Here is a 14,667-nt window from a genome sequence, read left to right on the forward strand (position 1 = left end):
CGCCGACCGCTTCGGTGTGAGCTGTCGGCACCAGTTCGACGGCACCACTCGCCCGGATGCCACGGCCTGCGCCCCGAGCGCAACCGCTTCGTCCGGCTGACCGGCGGCGACGAGAGCAAGTCCGAGGTCGAGGCCGCGCTCCCCCGTCACCGCGCGGATCCAGATCGGCCAGTACCGCCCGCGCCACCTGCGGCAAGTTCGCCGCCAATCAAGGTCACGAGCAGCTCGCAGCTGAGCAGCCGCAGCATTTCGCTGCCGCAGGTCGATGTGAACCGTGGCCCGCAGCACCGCCAACCAACCGCCGGCAACCAACAGCCGACGCTGTTGAGCAACTGTTACCCGTCAGTGCAGCAACCGCACCACATAGGAGAGGTGCCGTCGCGCCAACGGCAACAGATCCGCCGGGGCCATCGTCGGATAGAAGCTGGCGAGGTCGTCGACGCCCTGCTCGATCCGTTCGAGCATGTCGTTGCTGACATCACTGGCGGCGACTCTCGCCCGCAACTCGCCTGCCTCGGCCGCCTGGTCGATCGGCACATCGACCAGCCGGCGAGCACTCCCCCGGCGTCAAGGATCCGGTCCAGGTGGCGGGCTGTGTCGACCGTCGGAGCTTCGAGCCCTGCCTCCAACTTTGTGGAGATGGCTCTTGCTCCGGTGAGCGAGTTGCCCGAGAGACCGAAGCGACAGGCCACGCCGCTCCCGGCTCAAGGGGCCTGGCGAATCAGCCGGCCGCCACCCCGTCGACGGTACCTAGACTCTTCACACGTGGATCTCCCATGCTCCTCACTTCTCGGTGAAGTGGCCTTGGACCTACCCCGGTCGACCTCGGGACTCGTCACCGGTTCACCTCACTGACGCAGTGTGACGCGCGGGGCGGGGCGTGAGGTTCGGCCCGGCTGACTTTCCGCCCCGGCGCCGTGGGCAGCCGGGGTGGTCGCTTCATCCGTAATCGCGACGGCGACAGGTGCGGGCGGCACCTGCGCCGGGATGAAGACCTCGTCCACCTGGTCGAACTTCCAGCGGAACAGCGCTCGCCCGGCGACCGCGTCGAGTAGTGAAGGGCGGGCCGGCCCACAGCCAGTCCCGATGACCTCAGGCCGGCTCGTCCGGGAACCAGCCGGCCCGGCCGAGGGCACCCGGCAGGCTGGCCTTGCCGAGCCGGTCACCGATCCAGGCCGCCGTCTCGATCACCGCACGCGGGTCGAGGCCGGTCTGGTGGCCGGAGCGGTGCAGGGCGTAGACCAGGTCCTCCGTGGCGACGTTGCCGGTGGCCGCCGGGGCGAAGGGGCAGCCACCGATGCCGCCGACGCTCGCGTCGAGCACGCTCACGCCGGCCTCGACAGCAGCCAGAGCGTTGGCGATTGCGGTGTTACGGGTGTCATGCAGGTGCAGGCGCAGCGGTACGCCCGGCGCGGCCGCGCCGGCTGCGGCCACCAGGTGCCGCACCTGGGCGGGCACTCCCACACCGATGGTGTCGGCCAGAGCGATCTCGTCCGGCTCGCCCTCGGCGAGCCGGGCGACGAGCTCACCGACCGTCGACGGGGCGACGTCGCCCTCGAAAGGGCAGCCGAACGCCGCAGCGACGGTGACGCTGGCCCGACGGCCGGCGGCGTGGGCGGCTGCGGCAATGTCGGACCAGGCCTGGACCATGGTGTCGACCGAGGCGCCCTGGTTTCGCCGGCTGAACGTCTCGGTGGCGACCACGACGCAGTTCACCTCGTCCACCCCGGCGGCGAGGGCACGGTCGAGCCCGCGTCGGTTGAGCACCAGACCGATGTACGATACGTCGCTGCGGCGCGGCACCTCGGCCATGACGGCTTCCGCGTCGGCCATCTGGGGCACCCGGTCGGCGCGGACGAACGACACCGCCTCGATCCGCCGCGCTCCGGCCTCGACGCAGCGCCGGATCAGCTCGATCTTGCTCGCTGTCGGGAGGACCTCGGACTCGTTCTGCAACCCGTCCCGGGGGGACACTTCCACCACGCGCACCATCATCTGTATACAATCTCAGAGCGGCAGGCGGTCGGCAAGGTACCGGTCGCGACATCGCTTCAGACCACGGAGGCACGGGTGACCAATGCCGGGCAGGACGCCTACGAGGCGTTGCGGAGCGCGATCCTGAACGGATCCATCCGCCCGGGGGAGCGGCTGGGCGAGGTGGAGTTGTCCTCGCAGTTCGGGGTGAGCCGGACCCCGATCCGGGAGGCCCTGCGCCGGCTCACCGCCGAGGGCCTGGTCGTCTTTCAGCCCAACCGGGGGGCCCGGGTGGCCGAGTGGTCGCTCAGCGATCTGGAGGACACCTACGAGATCCGGGCCCGGCTGGAGAGCTACGGCGCGGCCCTGGCCGCCCAGCGCATCGACGCCGACTGCCTGCCGAGGCTGAGCCTGCTCTGCGACGAGATGGATCAGCGGGCGCAGCGGATGACCCCGCAGGATCTGGACGACATCGCCGACCTCAACGCCGAACTGCACGGTCTGGTCATCGGCGCTGCCGACAGCCCTCGACTGACCTCCCTGCTCTCGGCGGTGGTGGAGGTCCCCCTCGTGGTTCGGGCGTTCCGCCTCTACACCCCGGAAGCGCTGGCCCGCAGCATGGCCCACCACCGGGACCTGGTGGCAGCCCTCCGCGCCCGCGACGCCGAATGGGCGTCGAGCACGATGCGCGCGCACGTGCTGGCCGCCCGGCGAGTGCTGCTGGACGCCATGTCCGACAACCCGGATCTCTGAGCGCTCGGGGCGCGCCGTTCCGACCGCGGTCCAGCCTCCGGGCCCGGTGGCCCGGAGGCTGGACGGGCCTCCGGGCCCGGTCAGCTCCCGGGTGCGCCCGGCTTGATGCAGGCCACCGCGCGGTCGGCGTCGAAGGGGGTCAGGCGCACCTCGTTTTGTACACACCGGTCCTCGCCGACCGGGCACCGACCGTAGAGGACGCAGCCGCTCACCTTCTCCGTCGGGCTCACCGGGTCGCCGACCAGGCGGGCCGGCGGCAGCTCCTGGTCGGGGTCGACGGGCAGCGCTGCGGCCAGCAGAGCGCGCGTGTAGGGGTGCTGCGGGTCGGCGAACACCCGATCCGACGGGCCGGTCTCCACCACCCGTCCCCGGTACATGACCGCGATCCGGTCGCTGACGTAGCGAACGGTGTGGATGTCGTGGGAGATGAACAGATACCCCATGCCGAGTTCGGTCTGCAGGTCGGCCAGGAGTTGCAGGATCTGGGCGCGGACCGACAGGTCGAGCGAGGAGGTGGGTTCGTCGAGGACGATCAGGGAGGGCTCGGTGACGATGGCCCGCGCGATGCCGACCCGTTGCTGCTGTCCCCCGCTGAGTTCACCGGGAAATCGGCGGGCCATCTCGGGTGCCAGCCCCACCTGGTCGATGACCCTGGCGACCCGGCTCCGGCGGTCGGCCGCCGGGGTCTTCGGCTGGTGGATGGCGAGTGGCTCGCCGACGATGTCGGCCACCCGCATACGCGGGTTCAGCGACTCGAACGGTTCCTGAAAGATGATCTGCGCCTTGGCGCGCAGCTGGCGCAGTCCGGCTGCGGGCAGCGCGAGCATGTCGGTGCCCTGGAAGTGCACCGAGCCCCGGGTCGGCTCGATCAGGCGTAGGGCCAGCCGGCCCAACGTCGACTTGCCCGACCCGCTCTCGCCGATGACGGCCAGTGTCTCGCCGGCGTTCACGGTCAGCGACACGTCGTCGAGGGCGTAGACCGTGGTGGTCCCGCCGACGGAGAACTCCTTGCTGACGTTGGTCAGCTCCAGCAGGCTCACCGAGCGGCCTCCCTCTCCTGCGACAGGTGACACCAGTACGTCCGGCCCGACGCAGAGGTCGTCGGCTCCGGGAACACCTGCCCGCAGGGCTCGAAGGCGTGCGGGCAGCGGGCCTGGAAGGGGCAGCCGGCCGGATAGTCGACGAGATCCGGCAGCCTCCCGGTGAGGTGCACCAACGGATGGCCCGGCCGGGGAACGGCCCGGACCAGCGCCTGCGTGTACGGGTGCTGCGGGCTGGTGAGCACGTCACGGACCGAGCCGTGCTCGATCACCTTGCCGGCATACATCACGACCACCCGGTCGCAGTACTGGGCCACCACGCCGAGGTCGTGGGTGACCAGCAGCATCGAACGGCCGTGCTGCTGGACCAGGCCCCGGATGAGGTCGAGGATCTGCCGTTGCACGGTCAGGTCGAGGCCCGTGGTCGGCTCGTCGGCGATGACGAAGGCCGGGTTGAGCAGCATGGCCATGGCGATGACGACGCGCTGGGCCATCCCGCCGCTGAGCTGGTGGGCGTAACCGTCGAGGACCCGGTCCGGGCCCGCGATGCCGACGTCGGCCAGCGCGTCGCGGGCCCGGTCCCGGGCGATGGCGTCGGAGCGGATGCCGTGCGCAGCGAGGATGTTGGCGAACTGCCGGTGGATGCGCATCACCGGATTCAGCGCGCTGAACGGGTTCTGCGCGATGAAGCCGATCTCGGCGCCGCGCAGCCGGCGCAGTTCGGCCGCACGCAGACCGAGCAGGTCGACCCCGTTGAATCGGGCGGTGCCCTCGACCACCCGCCCCGGGGGACGGACCAGGCCGAGAATCGACCGGATCGTCACCGACTTGCCGCATCCGCTTTCGCCGACCACACCGACGATCTCGGCCCGGTCGACGTGGAAGTCGACGCCGTTGACCGCGTGTACCAGCCCGTCGGGGGTGTCGAAGCGTGTGGTGAGGCCGCTGACCTCCAGCAGGCGGGGCTCCCGGTCCGCGCCCTGGCCGGTGTTGGTGGGGCGGCTCAGCGCCGGGCGGGGGGCGCTCATCGCTGCCTCGCCCGTCCGAAGGAGTCCTGCAGCTCGTCGCTGATGGCGTTGAAGCAGAGCACGGTCAGGAAGATGGCGAGTCCGGGGAAGACCGATACCCACCACTGGCCGGTCGTCATGTTCTGCGCTCCTGTCTGGATCATCGCTCCCCAGCTGGCGTCGGCGGCGTTGATGCCGATGCCGAGGAAGGACAGCGAGGCGATCACCACGATCGAGTGGGCCACCGCCAGCGACGCCTGGGCCAGGATGATGCCGGTCATGTTCGGCAGCACGTGACGGAACATGACCCGCGGCCCGGTCGCGCCGATGGCGTGGGCGGCCTCGACGTAGCGGCTCTCCCGGATGGTCAGCCCTTCGCTGCGGACCAGACGGACGAACCGGGGGACGTTGATGATGGCGATGGCCACCACGACGTTCTCGATGTTGTTGCCCATCAGGGCGACCAGTGCGATGGCCAGGACCAGCAGGGGGAAGGCCTGGAAGACGTCCAGCGCGCGGACCACGCGCTCTCCCCACGGCCCTCGGTGCAGGGCGGCCAGCCCGAGCAGTACGCCGACCACCAGCGAGATCAGCATGCCGGCGAGGGCCAGCGGGATGTCCACTCCGGCCGAGGCCACCAGGCGGCTGAAGACGTCGATGCCGAACTTGTCGGTGCCCATCCAGTGCTCGCCGTCGGGTGCGGCGAGGGTGTCGGGCAGCGGCTCGGCCGGGTCGTAGGGCAGCGGCGCGAGGTAGGCCGCCGCCAGCATGCCGGCGAGGATGCCGCTGGGCACCCACAGGCGCAGGCGGCGACGGCCACGGCGGGGCTTGCGACCCTTCGGCGCGGTGACCGTGGTGGGATCGGCGGCCAAGGTTTCAGTCATAGCGCACCCTCGGATCGAGCACCGCGACCAGGATGTCCAGTGCGGTGAAGGCCAACAGGGTTCCCAGGCCGGCGGCGAGGATGAAGCCCTGCACGGCCGGCATGTCGAGCTGGAGGATGGAGTCGATCGCCCACTCCCCGAAGCCACCCCACGAGAAGATCGTCTCGATGATCGCCGCACCGCCGAGCAGAGCGGCCAGCAGGATGCCGCCGTAGGTGAGGATCGGGGTGCGGGCCTGACGGAAGGCGTAGGCCAGCACGGTCCGCTCGGGCAGACCGCAGGCCCGGGCGAATTCGACCTGCTTGGACTCCAGGGCGGGCACCAGCGAGGCGTAGGTGCTGCGGGCGAAGTACGCCGAGTAGTAGATGCCCAGGGTCAGCACCGGCAGCATCGAGTGCGCCACCGCCGAACGGAACACCGTCATGTCACCGGCGATCAGCGAGTCGACCAGCAGTGCCCCGGTCACCGCCGGCGGCGGCTCGTCCATCAGACCGAGCCGGCCGACCGGGGCGGGAGCCCACCCGGCGAGATAGAAGCAGAGGTAGATCAACAGGAGGGCGAGGAAGAAGTCGGGGATCGACTGGAAGGTGGTGACCACAAATCGGGAGCCCCGGTCGGCCAGCCTGCCCTTGTGGTAGGCGCCCAGGGTGCCCAGGCCCACACCGAGCACCGCGGCCACGATGAGCGAGAGGATCACCAACTCCAGGGTGGCCGGGGCGAAGCGCAGGATCTCCGACAGGATCGGCCGGTCGGTGTAGTACGACGATCCGAGGTCGCCGCGGACCAGGCCGCCGAGGTAGTCGACGAACCGCTCCCACAGTGGCCGGTCCAGACCGAGACGTCGCTCGATCTCGGCCAGTTCCTCCGGGCCGGCGGCCGGCCCGGCGATGACCCCGACCGGGTTGCCCGGCAACGCGTTGACCAGGAGGAAGGCCAGCACGACGACCGAGAGCAGCCCCACGGGCAGGAAGAGCACCCGCCGTCGGGCGTAGCCGAGGACCCGCATCACAAACCTCCCGGTCCGAGCAGCGCCGTGGCTTCGTCCAGAGCCAGCACTTCGGCGTACTTGGCGCCGAGGTCGAACAGGGCGGCCTGGTGCGGTCGCGGGTCGCGGTCCAGGCATGCCTCGGCGACGACGAGGGGGACGAAGCCGTGCTGCAGGGCGTCCACCGCACTGGCCCGGACACAGCCGCTGGTCGACGCGCCGCCGATGACGAGGGCGTCCACCCCCAGGACACGCAGGGTGCTGGCCAGGCTGGTGCCGAAGAAGGCGCTGGCGTACTGCTTGGTCACCACCGTCTCGCCGGGCGCCGGGGCCAGGCTCGGCGGGGCGTCGGCGAACGCGCTGCCGTGTTCGAAGACCCGCAGGGCGGGCACCTTGCGGGCGAAGAGGCCACCGTCTGCCCCGCCCGGGCTCAGTTCCACCCGGGTGTGGATCACCGGCACGCCGTGGCGGCGCGCGGTGTCGAGCAGTGCGGCGCAGGCCCGCAGGGCCGGTGGGTCGGTGTCGCCGGCGTAGAGCGGTGAGGCCGGGTCGAGGTAGGCCCGGACGAGGTCGACCAGGAGCAGAGCTCGACGTGATCCGCGACCCAGGTCCCCGCCGAAGCCGGCCCTGCGGTAGTCGCCCTGGAGGTCATCCACCGTGTCCACCCCTAGATGACGCCGCTGGTTCGCAGCGCGTCGATCTCGGCGGACTCCAACCCGACGATGTCGGTGAGCACCTCGTCGGTGTGTTCCCCGAGCCGCGGCCCGGCCCACTTGATCCGCCCCGGGGTCGCCGACAGTCTCGGTACGACGTTCTGCATGGGGAACTCGCCGAACTCGGGGTGGGCGACCCGGACGATGGCTTCCCGGGCGGCGAAGTGCTCGTCCTCCAGCATCTCCGGGGCGCGGTAGACCCGGCCGACCGGGACGTCGTGCTTGACCATCGTGGCCATCAGGTGCTCGGTGTCGTGCTGCGCCGACCAGGTCGCGATGATGGCGTCCAGTTCGACCTGGTGGCGGCCCCGGGCGGAGTGCGTGGCGAAGCGCTCGTCGGTGCCGAGTTCGGCCATGTCCATGGCTGCGGCCAGCCGCCGGAAGACGGTGTCCTGGTTGGCCGCGATGAGCACCAGCCCGTCGTCGCGTGTGGGATAGACGTTGGAGGGGGCGATGTTGGGCAGGATGGCACCGGTGCGTTCGCGCACGTGACCGGCCAGGGCGTACTCCGGCAGCAGCGACTCCATCATCGCCAGCACCGCCTCGTAGATCGCCGAGTCGACCATCTGGCCCCGGCCGGTGCGGTCGCGGACCCGCAGCGCGAGCAGGGCCCCCAGGGCGGCGAAGGTGCCGGCCAGGGAGTCGCCGAGGCTGATGCCGACCCGGCTGGGCGGCGTCTGCGGGTCGCCGACGACGTAGCGCAGGCCACCCATGGCCTCGCCGACGGAGCCGTAGCCGGGGCGGGCGGAGTAGGGACCGTTCTGACCGAAGCCGGAGACCTGGACCATGACCAGCCCGGGATTGGTTTCGGACATCTGCTCGTAGCCCAGGCCCCAGCGCTGCATGGTGCCGGGCCGGAAGTTCTCCACCACCACGTCGCACTGGGCGATCAGCCGCTGGGCCACCGATTGGCCCTCGGGGGTGCGCAGGTCCACGGTGATGGACTTCTTGTTGCGCGCCACGATCGGCCACCACAGCGACTTGCCGTACGGCTTCTCCCGGCCCCACTCGCGCATCGGGTCGCCCTGGCGCGGGGGTTCGCACTTGATGACCTCGGCGCCGAAGTCGGCCAGGAGTTGGCTGCAGAACGGCCCCGCGAGCAGGGAGCCGAACTCGACCACGCGTACGCCGTGCAGCGGTCCCTCATGGTGCAGATCGCTAGACATGAACACCTCTCATAGCAGCCACTCAGTGGTCGTTGTATACAACAGGGAGTCGGGACTCGCTGTCAACAGCAGTTTGGGCCGATCAGCCGCGCGCCAGCGCGCTCACATTCCCACGTTCCTGCATACAGAAGTGGCCCGGGCGGCCCCGACGCCTGTCACGCCCGTGCGCCCAGCCGACGGCCGAGCAGCCGCCCGAACGCCAGCGCCGGCGTCACCGCCATCCCCCCGCAGAACGCCGCGCCACTGGTGGCCCCCATGCCGATGGCCTCACCGACGGCGTGCAGCCCGGGCACTATTGCGCCACCGGGCCGCCGGACCCGCAATTCGGTGTCCACATCCAGTCCGCCGAAGCTGCACAGCAGCGCGGCCACCGAGCGAAGCGCGTAGTAGGGCGGCCGGACCAGGGGATGCGCGGGAGCCCGGCGGCCCAGCGGGTCCACCCCTTGCCGCACCGCGAGGTTGTAGGAGCGCACGGTGTCGACCAGCCCTTGCGCGTCGATGCCCGCCCGGCGGGCCAGTCCAGGAAGGTCGTCGGCGACCCAGGCCACGTCCCCCCGCTGCGCCTCGACCCGGAACCGCTCGTGCCCCCAGGCCGGTACCAGAGGCGGCCCCGCCGCCAGGGCTTCGGAGTCGCAGACGATCCAGAACTCGCCCCCCGGCTGCTCCTGCACGGCCCGCTCGTGTCCGGTGACGTCGTCGAGGTCCTCGGCGACGAACCGTTGCCCGGCCGCGTTGACCCAGATCTCCCGGGGCGGGCGCTCGACCGGTGCGAGGTGCGCCAACTCCGACCAGAAGTCCACCCGCCCCGGCTGGGAGCGGCGTTCGAGCAGGCCGAGCCGGGGCGTGTGCAGATCAGCGAAGCGGACCTCGGCCCCCAGGGGCCTGGCCATCTCGATCGCGGCGCCGGTGGAGGTCGGCACCGCGTTGGTCACCAGCCGAGGGCCGCCCGGGGTCAGCGCGCGGAACAGCTCCGGGTTGGCGCCGTACCCGCCGCAGGCCAGCACCGTGACCCCGGCGCGGACCTCGCGGGGGCCCTCGGGGGTGTCCAGGAGCGCGCCGGTGACCGTGCCTGCGGCGCTGGTCAGCCGGGTGGCCCGCGAGCGCAGCCGCAGGGCGACGCGGCCCGCGGCCACCTGCTTGTCCAGCAGCGGACGCAGCGTCTCTCGGATCGACCGACCGTGCCCGATCCCCCAGTAGGTCCGCGGCCGGGAGTACGGGGAGTGCCCGTGGTAGACCACAGGTGTGCCCGGGGCGAACGGGAAACCATGCTCGTCGAGCCAGTCCACGACGCCGGCCGCCTCGTCGACCGCCAGCCGGATCAGCGCCGGGTCGCCGCGGTGATGACCGATGCGCAGCACGTCGGCGTAGTGCCGGTCCGGGTCGTCGTCGATACTCGCCTGGCGCTGCCGGCGGGTGCCCGCGGCGCTCATGTGCCCGGCCGAGACGCTCAGCGTGCCACCGATGTCGGTGCCCCCGTCGACCAGCTCGACGCGGAGCCCGGCCCGCGCCGCCTCGATCGCGCAGGGCAGGCCGGCGGTGCCGGCCCCGATCACCAGCAGGTCGACCTCGCCGCTCATCGCGCGCTTGCCCGGTCGGATACCAGCCGGCCCGTGGTGACGAAGGACGACAGCACCGCGGCGAACTCCTCGGGCACCCGCCAGGGCAACTGGCCGGTGGTGTCGGTCAGCCGCACGGCGACGGCGTCCGGACGGATTGCCTGCGCCAACGCGTCGCCGTCGGCCAACATGTCCCGGGCGGCGGTCAGCAGCAGCACCGGGCAGGGCAGGGCGCGCAGCGGCTCGGTCGGGTCGTAGGCGAACGCGGCCCGGTACGCCCAGTTGTACCGTTCGAAGACCGAGGCGATGTTGGCCACCGCGAGGTTCACCAACTCCGGAGGCCCCTCCCAGATGTCGAGGTAGCGGGCCCAGAGATCCTGCAGGTGCCGGCCGGCCGGGTCGATCGGCTTGTCCGGCGCCCAGGAGGCGCCGAGGCGCTCCCGCTCGGCCTGGTCCAGCACCAGCCCCGACAGGATGGCGTGAGTGACCCGGTCCGGCCCGGCGAGTTGGGCGACCGCCAGGGCCAGCGAGGCTCCGGTGTGCTGTCCGGCGACGGCGAACTCGGTGATACCGAGGGCGTCGACGGCGTCGAGCAGCAGGCGGGCGTAGCCGGGGATCTCCAGTGGGTCGCGGGGCGGGTCGGACAGCCCGTACCCGGGGGTGTCGAAGGCGAAGGCGCGCAGTGTGCGGCCAAGGGCGGGCAGGGCCGGGGCGAAGACGTTCGATGCCTGCGGCGACTCGTGGAACAGCACCAGGGCAGGCCCGCCGGTGCCGGCGGTGCGGTAGTGGATCTGCCCGCCGGGCGGGCCGACGTATCCGCGCATGTCACTTTCCTCGGGCTCGGGGGGCGGGGGGTTCGGGTGGTGGCTCGTACGGCCCGGCGGCGGGCGGACGCCGTTTCGGGGCGGTCGAGCGCGCGGCGCGCCGGGTGGGGCTCCCGCCGGCCTTTTCGGCCGATCGGCGGGCGGGCACGGTGGGCGGCGGCGCCGCGGCGGGTCCGGGCTCCAACTCGGCCCCGCCTGCGGCGGACGGTGGAGCGGTGGCCGGTGGCTTCGGCGCCCCGCCTGTCCGGGGCTCGCGCAGCAGGTCCGTCGGCACGGCCGGTCGACCGATCACGGTCGTCACGACAGTCCCGCCGATCGCAGCCACGGCCTGCCGGGCGCTCTCCACCGCGGACGTGACCGAGGCCATGTCGCCGACGAGGGAGACCGTGACAATTCCATCGCCGATGCGTTGCACGCCGATCAGCCGTACCTCGGCCGCCTTGCCCATCACGTCGACGGCGACGATCGAGGCGGTCAGCCCTTGTGTCTCGACCATGCCGAGCGCACCCGCATCCCACAGATCCACGTCAGTCCTTCACGTAGTTGAGCCACGCCTCGGTCTCCAGCCGGTCGACGATCGCGACGATGCTGGAGTCCACGGGCGCCTGACCGGGTTGCCGCAGCGCCAGCCGCGCGGCGCCACCCGTGGCGACCAGGACGACCTCTCCCCTGCCGGCGCCGACGGTGTCGACGGCGACGTAGGGCTCTCCGGCGGGCGCATCGCCCAGCGGCGCGACGACGAGCAGCTTGGCCCCGGTCAGCGCCTCCGACTTGACGGTGCTGACCACCGAGCCGATCACGCGGGCGACACGCATGCCGACACCACCTCGTTTCTCTAGCGTCGGTGCGACCAGGGCTTCGTCTCGAACGCTCGACGGACCGCGTCGCGCGCCGCCTCCACCTCCGAGTGCAGTCCGGAGATCCACAACCTGCCGAACTGGCCCACGCCCCGGACGTCGATGATCTTCACACTGGCGGACTTCTCCACCTCGTTGCCGACAGCGGAGATGTAGGCGGCGGGCTGACACTCGACCACCAGCATCGACTCGCCGGCCACCAGCAGGGAGCCCTTGCGGGAACGGTTGACCAGCTGCGCCTGGTAGGCGTCGATGTTGGAGACGACCTTCGCCGAAACCAGCTCCGCCGGCTGCGCGTCGGCCTCGGTGATCCCGAGCAGGTCCAGGATGGTCTGACCGGCCTGGCGCACCGCGTCCTGCGACATCGAGTGCAACTCGGTCATGCCGTACTGCCGCTCGACGACCTGGGAGCCGGGGCGCACCCCGGTGGCCTTGACGGCGGCGTCGACCAGGGCGTACACGTCGCTGCCCGGGGAGATCTCCAGGTAGAGCTCGGACATGCCCTCGACCACCGGGTCACCCGACATCACGCTGCCGAGCAGGGCGGCCATCTGCGGTTGGAGTCGGTCGACGAACGCGAAGGTACGCAACTCGACGTCGTTGTGGGCCATGTCAGCGCCGGCCCACGAGCAGCGCGAGGGTGCCGCTGCTGCGCCGCTCACCGCTCTGCAGCACCCGGCCGGTGGGGGTGGAGACCTCCTCGACGCACTCCCGCTTGCAGGACAGTTCGGTGCAGTCGCCGGTGAACCCGGCGTCCCGGGCGGCCTGGACCAGGTCCATGTCCCGCATCGGGCCCCAGAACGGCTCGTTGTTGTTCCAGGTGTCCCAGTCGATGAGGAACTGCACCAGCGGGTCCAACCCGGCGTAGCCCGGGAAATCCGCGTGGATCATCATCCCGCCCGGGGCGAGCAGCCGGTGGCATTCCCGCAGGACGGCGCGGACCGCCTCCGGCGGCATCTCGTGCAGCAGGATGTGCGAGACGACCAGGTCGAAGTGCCCCGACGGGAAGCCCGTGTCCTCGCCGTTGCGCTGCGCGAAGTGCACCTTGCGGCCCAGGGACTCCGCCCGGCCGTGGGCGTAGCGCAACAGAGCGGCACCGACGTCGATGCCGTGCACCTCCGCCTCGGGATAGGCGTCGACGTAGGGCAGCGTGGAGTTGCCGACTCCGCAGCCGATCTCCAGGATCCGCCTGGGGCGAAAGTCCTTGTGCACGGTCTTGAGGTAGTTGTTCACCACCGACTGGCCGTAGTCGTCGTTGAGCTCGCCCATCTGGCCCATGGCGTAGACGTAGACGCCGCGGTCGTAGAGCGCCCCGGCGGTGACGTCGCCGGGGACGTACTCGCCCCGGTAGCCGCCGGGCATGGCGTGGATGTCGATGCCCCAGAAATACCAGGGCAGGACGAAGTCGGGATCCAGCTCCAGCGAGCCGAGGGTACGGCCGGTCCGTTCCGCCCTGGCCCGCAGGTCGTCCAGTTGCCGGCCGATGCTGTCGGCCACCACGTTCCAGAGCAGGTCCTGGCTCGCCCGCCGCACCGAACTCCAGAGCTGGTAGTACGGCTCGGGCTCCATCGCCCGGCGGACCGTCTCCCGGTCCCGGGGCGGGACGCCCATCTCCTGCTGGTACCTGGGCAGGACGCGGTGCGTGTACAGCTCCCGTACCCCCGGGGTCACCTCGGTGGAAATGTGCGACTTCAGGGCCCGGACGAACGTCTCCCGGGCCAGTTCGTCGTGGTTCTCCGTCGGCAACAGGCCGTGTCGCTGCTGCTGTTTCACTTGTCCTCCCCCACCTGTGCGAAGGCCCGCCGGATGACCTCCCGGTAGGACTCCGGGGTCTCCTCCCGCACGATCTCCTCACGCCACTCGTAGAAGACCCGCAGCACCCGGGCGACGAACGCCGCCGCCTCGGCGTCCCTGGTCTCGGCGTCCTCGGCGGAGAGCGTGAAGCCGTCCACCGCGCCCCCCTCCACAACCCGCCGGTCGGCCAGCAGTTGTTCCAGGGTCATCACCCGCTCACGCAGCACCCACACCTCCGAGGTGAGGGTCACCATCGTCGAGACCAGGGCCTCCATACCCGGCTCAGCGAAGAACTGAGGGCGGGCGCCCTTGGCCTTCTTGGGCAGCAACTGTCCGGGCAGCGGTTGGGCCTGCTCGGGGCTGCCCACCCCGGGCCCGCCGTAGGCGCCGAGCGCCCGCAGCGTCTCGGTGGCGACAGTGGAGGCGTCCGCGTCGGGGTTGGCCGACACGACCGCGGCGGCGATGGTACGGATGGTCCGCTCCGCCTCCTCCGCGGCCTCGCAGCCACACGAGCAGCCGTCGGCGTCGTCGCAGCCGCCCTGGGGCTCGCCCCCGCCGGGGCCGGCCCCGGCGGGGGCGGCCGACGCCGGTGCCGCCGACCCGCGCCGGACGTCGATGCCCAGCCCTTGGGCGATGTCCTGGGCGTGCGGGGAGATCAGGTCGCCCGGGCCCAGCAGGACTTCGCGCGGTCCGTCCGACCGGGCGATGTCTTCGATATCGACTGCAGTCCACACCCGACTCATGTCTCAGCTCCTTCGATGAGCACGCGGGCTCCGGTCAGGACTTCGTTCCGCCTCGACTCGAACCGGTCGGCAGGATCGCCTCGACCTCGTTGTGCGGGCGCGGGATGACGTGCACCGAGACGACCTCACCGAGCCGGGAGGCGCTGGCCGCACCGGCGTCGGTGGCGGCCTTGACCGCGCCGACGTCGCCACGGACGACGACGGTGACCAGGCCACCGCCGATGTACTCGGTGCCCACCAGGACGACGGTGGCGGCCTTGACCATGGCGTCGGCGGCCTCGACCGCCGCGACCAGGCCCCGGGTCTCGATCATGCCCAGCGCGGACATCTGCAGGTCAGCCATGACAGTTCTCCTTTGCGAGTTGGTTGGC

At 71.4% G+C, this 14,667-nt stretch carries 16 protein-coding genes and 1 pseudogene; 1 reads left to right on the plus strand and 16 read right to left on the minus strand.

All coding sequences use genetic code 11. The features are described 5' to 3' along the window. Positions 1-24 precede the first annotated feature (24 nt). Positions 25-708 (minus strand): annotated as a pseudogene (locus O7542_RS17040) (helix-turn-helix transcriptional regulator); the annotation flags it as partial. Positions 709-1,092: 384 nt separating this feature from the next. After that, on the minus strand, positions 1,093-1,992 hold the full coding sequence (locus tag O7542_RS17045) for a hydroxymethylglutaryl-CoA lyase (protein WP_281606481.1): 900 nt from the start codon (positions 1,990-1,992) through the stop codon (positions 1,093-1,095). A gap of 78 nt (positions 1,993-2,070) precedes the next feature. On the opposite strand from O7542_RS17045, the gene O7542_RS17050 reads away from it, so the two are divergent. Further along, positions 2,071-2,727, plus strand: a complete 657-nt coding sequence (locus O7542_RS17050) for a GntR family transcriptional regulator (RefSeq protein WP_043325395.1) — start codon at positions 2,071-2,073, stop codon at positions 2,725-2,727. A gap of 80 nt (positions 2,728-2,807) precedes the next feature. Here the strand turns inward: O7542_RS17050 and O7542_RS17055 are convergent, their stop codons facing one another. The 14 genes from O7542_RS17055 to eutM all read right to left on the minus strand — a co-directional run bounded on the left by O7542_RS17055 (position 2,808) and on the right by eutM (position 14,630). Then, positions 2,808-3,767, minus strand: coding sequence for an oligopeptide/dipeptide ABC transporter ATP-binding protein (locus O7542_RS17055; RefSeq protein WP_281604872.1), 960 nt, complete (start codon positions 3,765-3,767; stop codon positions 2,808-2,810). Beyond that, on the minus strand, positions 3,764-4,795 hold the full coding sequence (locus tag O7542_RS17060) for an ABC transporter ATP-binding protein (RefSeq protein ID WP_281604873.1): 1,032 nt from the start codon (positions 4,793-4,795) through the stop codon (positions 3,764-3,766). Before O7542_RS17060 ends, O7542_RS17055 begins: the two co-directional genes overlap by 4 nt. Next, positions 4,792-5,658 carry an ABC transporter permease gene (locus O7542_RS17065; RefSeq protein ID WP_073827217.1) on the minus strand — a complete coding sequence of 289 codons (867 nt, stop codon included), beginning with the start codon at positions 5,656-5,658 and terminating at the stop codon, positions 4,792-4,794. The genes O7542_RS17060 and O7542_RS17065 overlap by 4 nt, the downstream gene beginning before the upstream one ends. After that, entirely contained in the window at positions 5,651-6,664 is a 1,014-nt protein-coding gene (locus O7542_RS17070; RefSeq protein WP_043325400.1) for an ABC transporter permease, read from the minus strand. Before O7542_RS17070 ends, O7542_RS17065 begins: the two co-directional genes overlap by 8 nt. Continuing rightward, complete coding sequence (locus tag O7542_RS17075) at positions 6,664-7,299, minus strand: isochorismatase family protein (protein WP_043330441.1); 636 nt, start codon at positions 7,297-7,299, stop codon at positions 6,664-6,666. Before O7542_RS17075 ends, O7542_RS17070 begins: the two co-directional genes overlap by 1 nt. Before the next feature lie 11 nt (positions 7,300-7,310). Continuing rightward, entirely contained in the window at positions 7,311-8,522 is a 1,212-nt protein-coding gene (locus O7542_RS17080; RefSeq protein ID WP_043330443.1) for a CoA transferase, read from the minus strand. Positions 8,523-8,677: 155 nt separating this feature from the next. After that, entirely contained in the window at positions 8,678-10,099 is a 1,422-nt protein-coding gene (locus O7542_RS17085) for an FAD-dependent oxidoreductase (protein WP_281604874.1), read from the minus strand. After that, on the minus strand, positions 10,096-10,902 hold the full coding sequence (locus tag O7542_RS17090) for an alpha/beta hydrolase (protein WP_051611133.1): 807 nt from the start codon (positions 10,900-10,902) through the stop codon (positions 10,096-10,098). Before O7542_RS17090 ends, O7542_RS17085 begins: the two co-directional genes overlap by 4 nt. 1 nt (position 10,903) lies before the next feature. Further along, positions 10,904-11,428 (minus strand): BMC domain-containing protein, encoded by a 525-nt coding sequence (locus O7542_RS17095; protein ID WP_281604875.1) that lies wholly within the window; start codon positions 11,426-11,428, stop codon positions 10,904-10,906. A 1-nt stretch (position 11,429) separates the two neighbouring features. Continuing rightward, complete coding sequence (locus O7542_RS17100) at positions 11,430-11,717, minus strand: EutN/CcmL family microcompartment protein (protein ID WP_043325403.1); 288 nt, start codon at positions 11,715-11,717, stop codon at positions 11,430-11,432. Positions 11,718-11,737: 20 nt separating this feature from the next. Next, a complete protein-coding gene (locus tag O7542_RS17105; RefSeq protein ID WP_043325405.1) occupies positions 11,738-12,370 on the minus strand; it encodes a hypothetical protein in 633 nt (210 codons plus the stop codon). Position 12,371: 1 nt separating this feature from the next. Beyond that, positions 12,372-13,532, minus strand: a complete 1,161-nt coding sequence (locus O7542_RS17110) for a class I SAM-dependent methyltransferase (protein WP_281604876.1) — start codon at positions 13,530-13,532, stop codon at positions 12,372-12,374. Next, positions 13,529-14,296 (minus strand): hypothetical protein, encoded by a 768-nt coding sequence (locus O7542_RS17115; protein WP_281604877.1) that lies wholly within the window; start codon positions 14,294-14,296, stop codon positions 13,529-13,531. The genes O7542_RS17110 and O7542_RS17115 overlap by 4 nt, the downstream gene beginning before the upstream one ends. 34 nt (positions 14,297-14,330) lie before the next feature. Beyond that, positions 14,331-14,630, minus strand: coding sequence for an ethanolamine utilization microcompartment protein EutM (gene eutM, locus O7542_RS17120; protein WP_104114777.1), 300 nt, complete (start codon positions 14,628-14,630; stop codon positions 14,331-14,333). Positions 14,631-14,667: the final 37 nt, after the last annotated feature.

The organism is Micromonospora sp. WMMC264, assembly GCF_027497275.1.
GTDB classification, from domain to species: domain Bacteria; phylum Actinomycetota; class Actinomycetes; order Mycobacteriales; family Micromonosporaceae; genus Micromonospora; species Micromonospora chalcea.

Bases quoted from the DNA above. Each gene is read 5' to 3' on its own strand.
- O7542_RS17045 (WP_281606481.1), bottom strand. From the start codon at position 1,992: ATGGTGCGCGTGGTGGAAGTGTCCCCCCGGGACGGGTTGCAGAACGAG.
- O7542_RS17060 (WP_281604873.1), bottom strand. From the start codon at position 4,795: ATGAGCGCCCCCCGCCCGGCGCTGAGCCGCCCCACCAACACCGGCCAG.
- O7542_RS17065 (WP_073827217.1), bottom strand. From the start codon at position 5,658: ATGACTGAAACCTTGGCCGCCGATCCCACCACGGTCACCGCGCCGAAG.
- O7542_RS17070 (WP_043325400.1), bottom strand. From the start codon at position 6,664: ATGCGGGTCCTCGGCTACGCCCGACGGCGGGTGCTCTTCCTGCCCGTG.
- O7542_RS17080 (WP_043330443.1), bottom strand. From the start codon at position 8,522: ATGTCTAGCGATCTGCACCATGAGGGACCGCTGCACGGCGTACGCGTG.
- O7542_RS17085 (WP_281604874.1), bottom strand. From the start codon at position 10,099: ATGAGCGGCGAGGTCGACCTGCTGGTGATCGGGGCCGGCACCGCCGGC.
- O7542_RS17090 (WP_051611133.1), bottom strand. From the start codon at position 10,902: ATGCGCGGATACGTCGGCCCGCCCGGCGGGCAGATCCACTACCGCACC.
- O7542_RS17100 (WP_043325403.1), bottom strand. From the start codon at position 11,717: ATGCGTGTCGCCCGCGTGATCGGCTCGGTGGTCAGCACCGTCAAGTCG.
- O7542_RS17105 (WP_043325405.1), bottom strand. From the start codon at position 12,370: ATGGCCCACAACGACGTCGAGTTGCGTACCTTCGCGTTCGTCGACCGA.
- O7542_RS17115 (WP_281604877.1), bottom strand. From the start codon at position 14,296: ATGAGTCGGGTGTGGACTGCAGTCGATATCGAAGACATCGCCCGGTCG.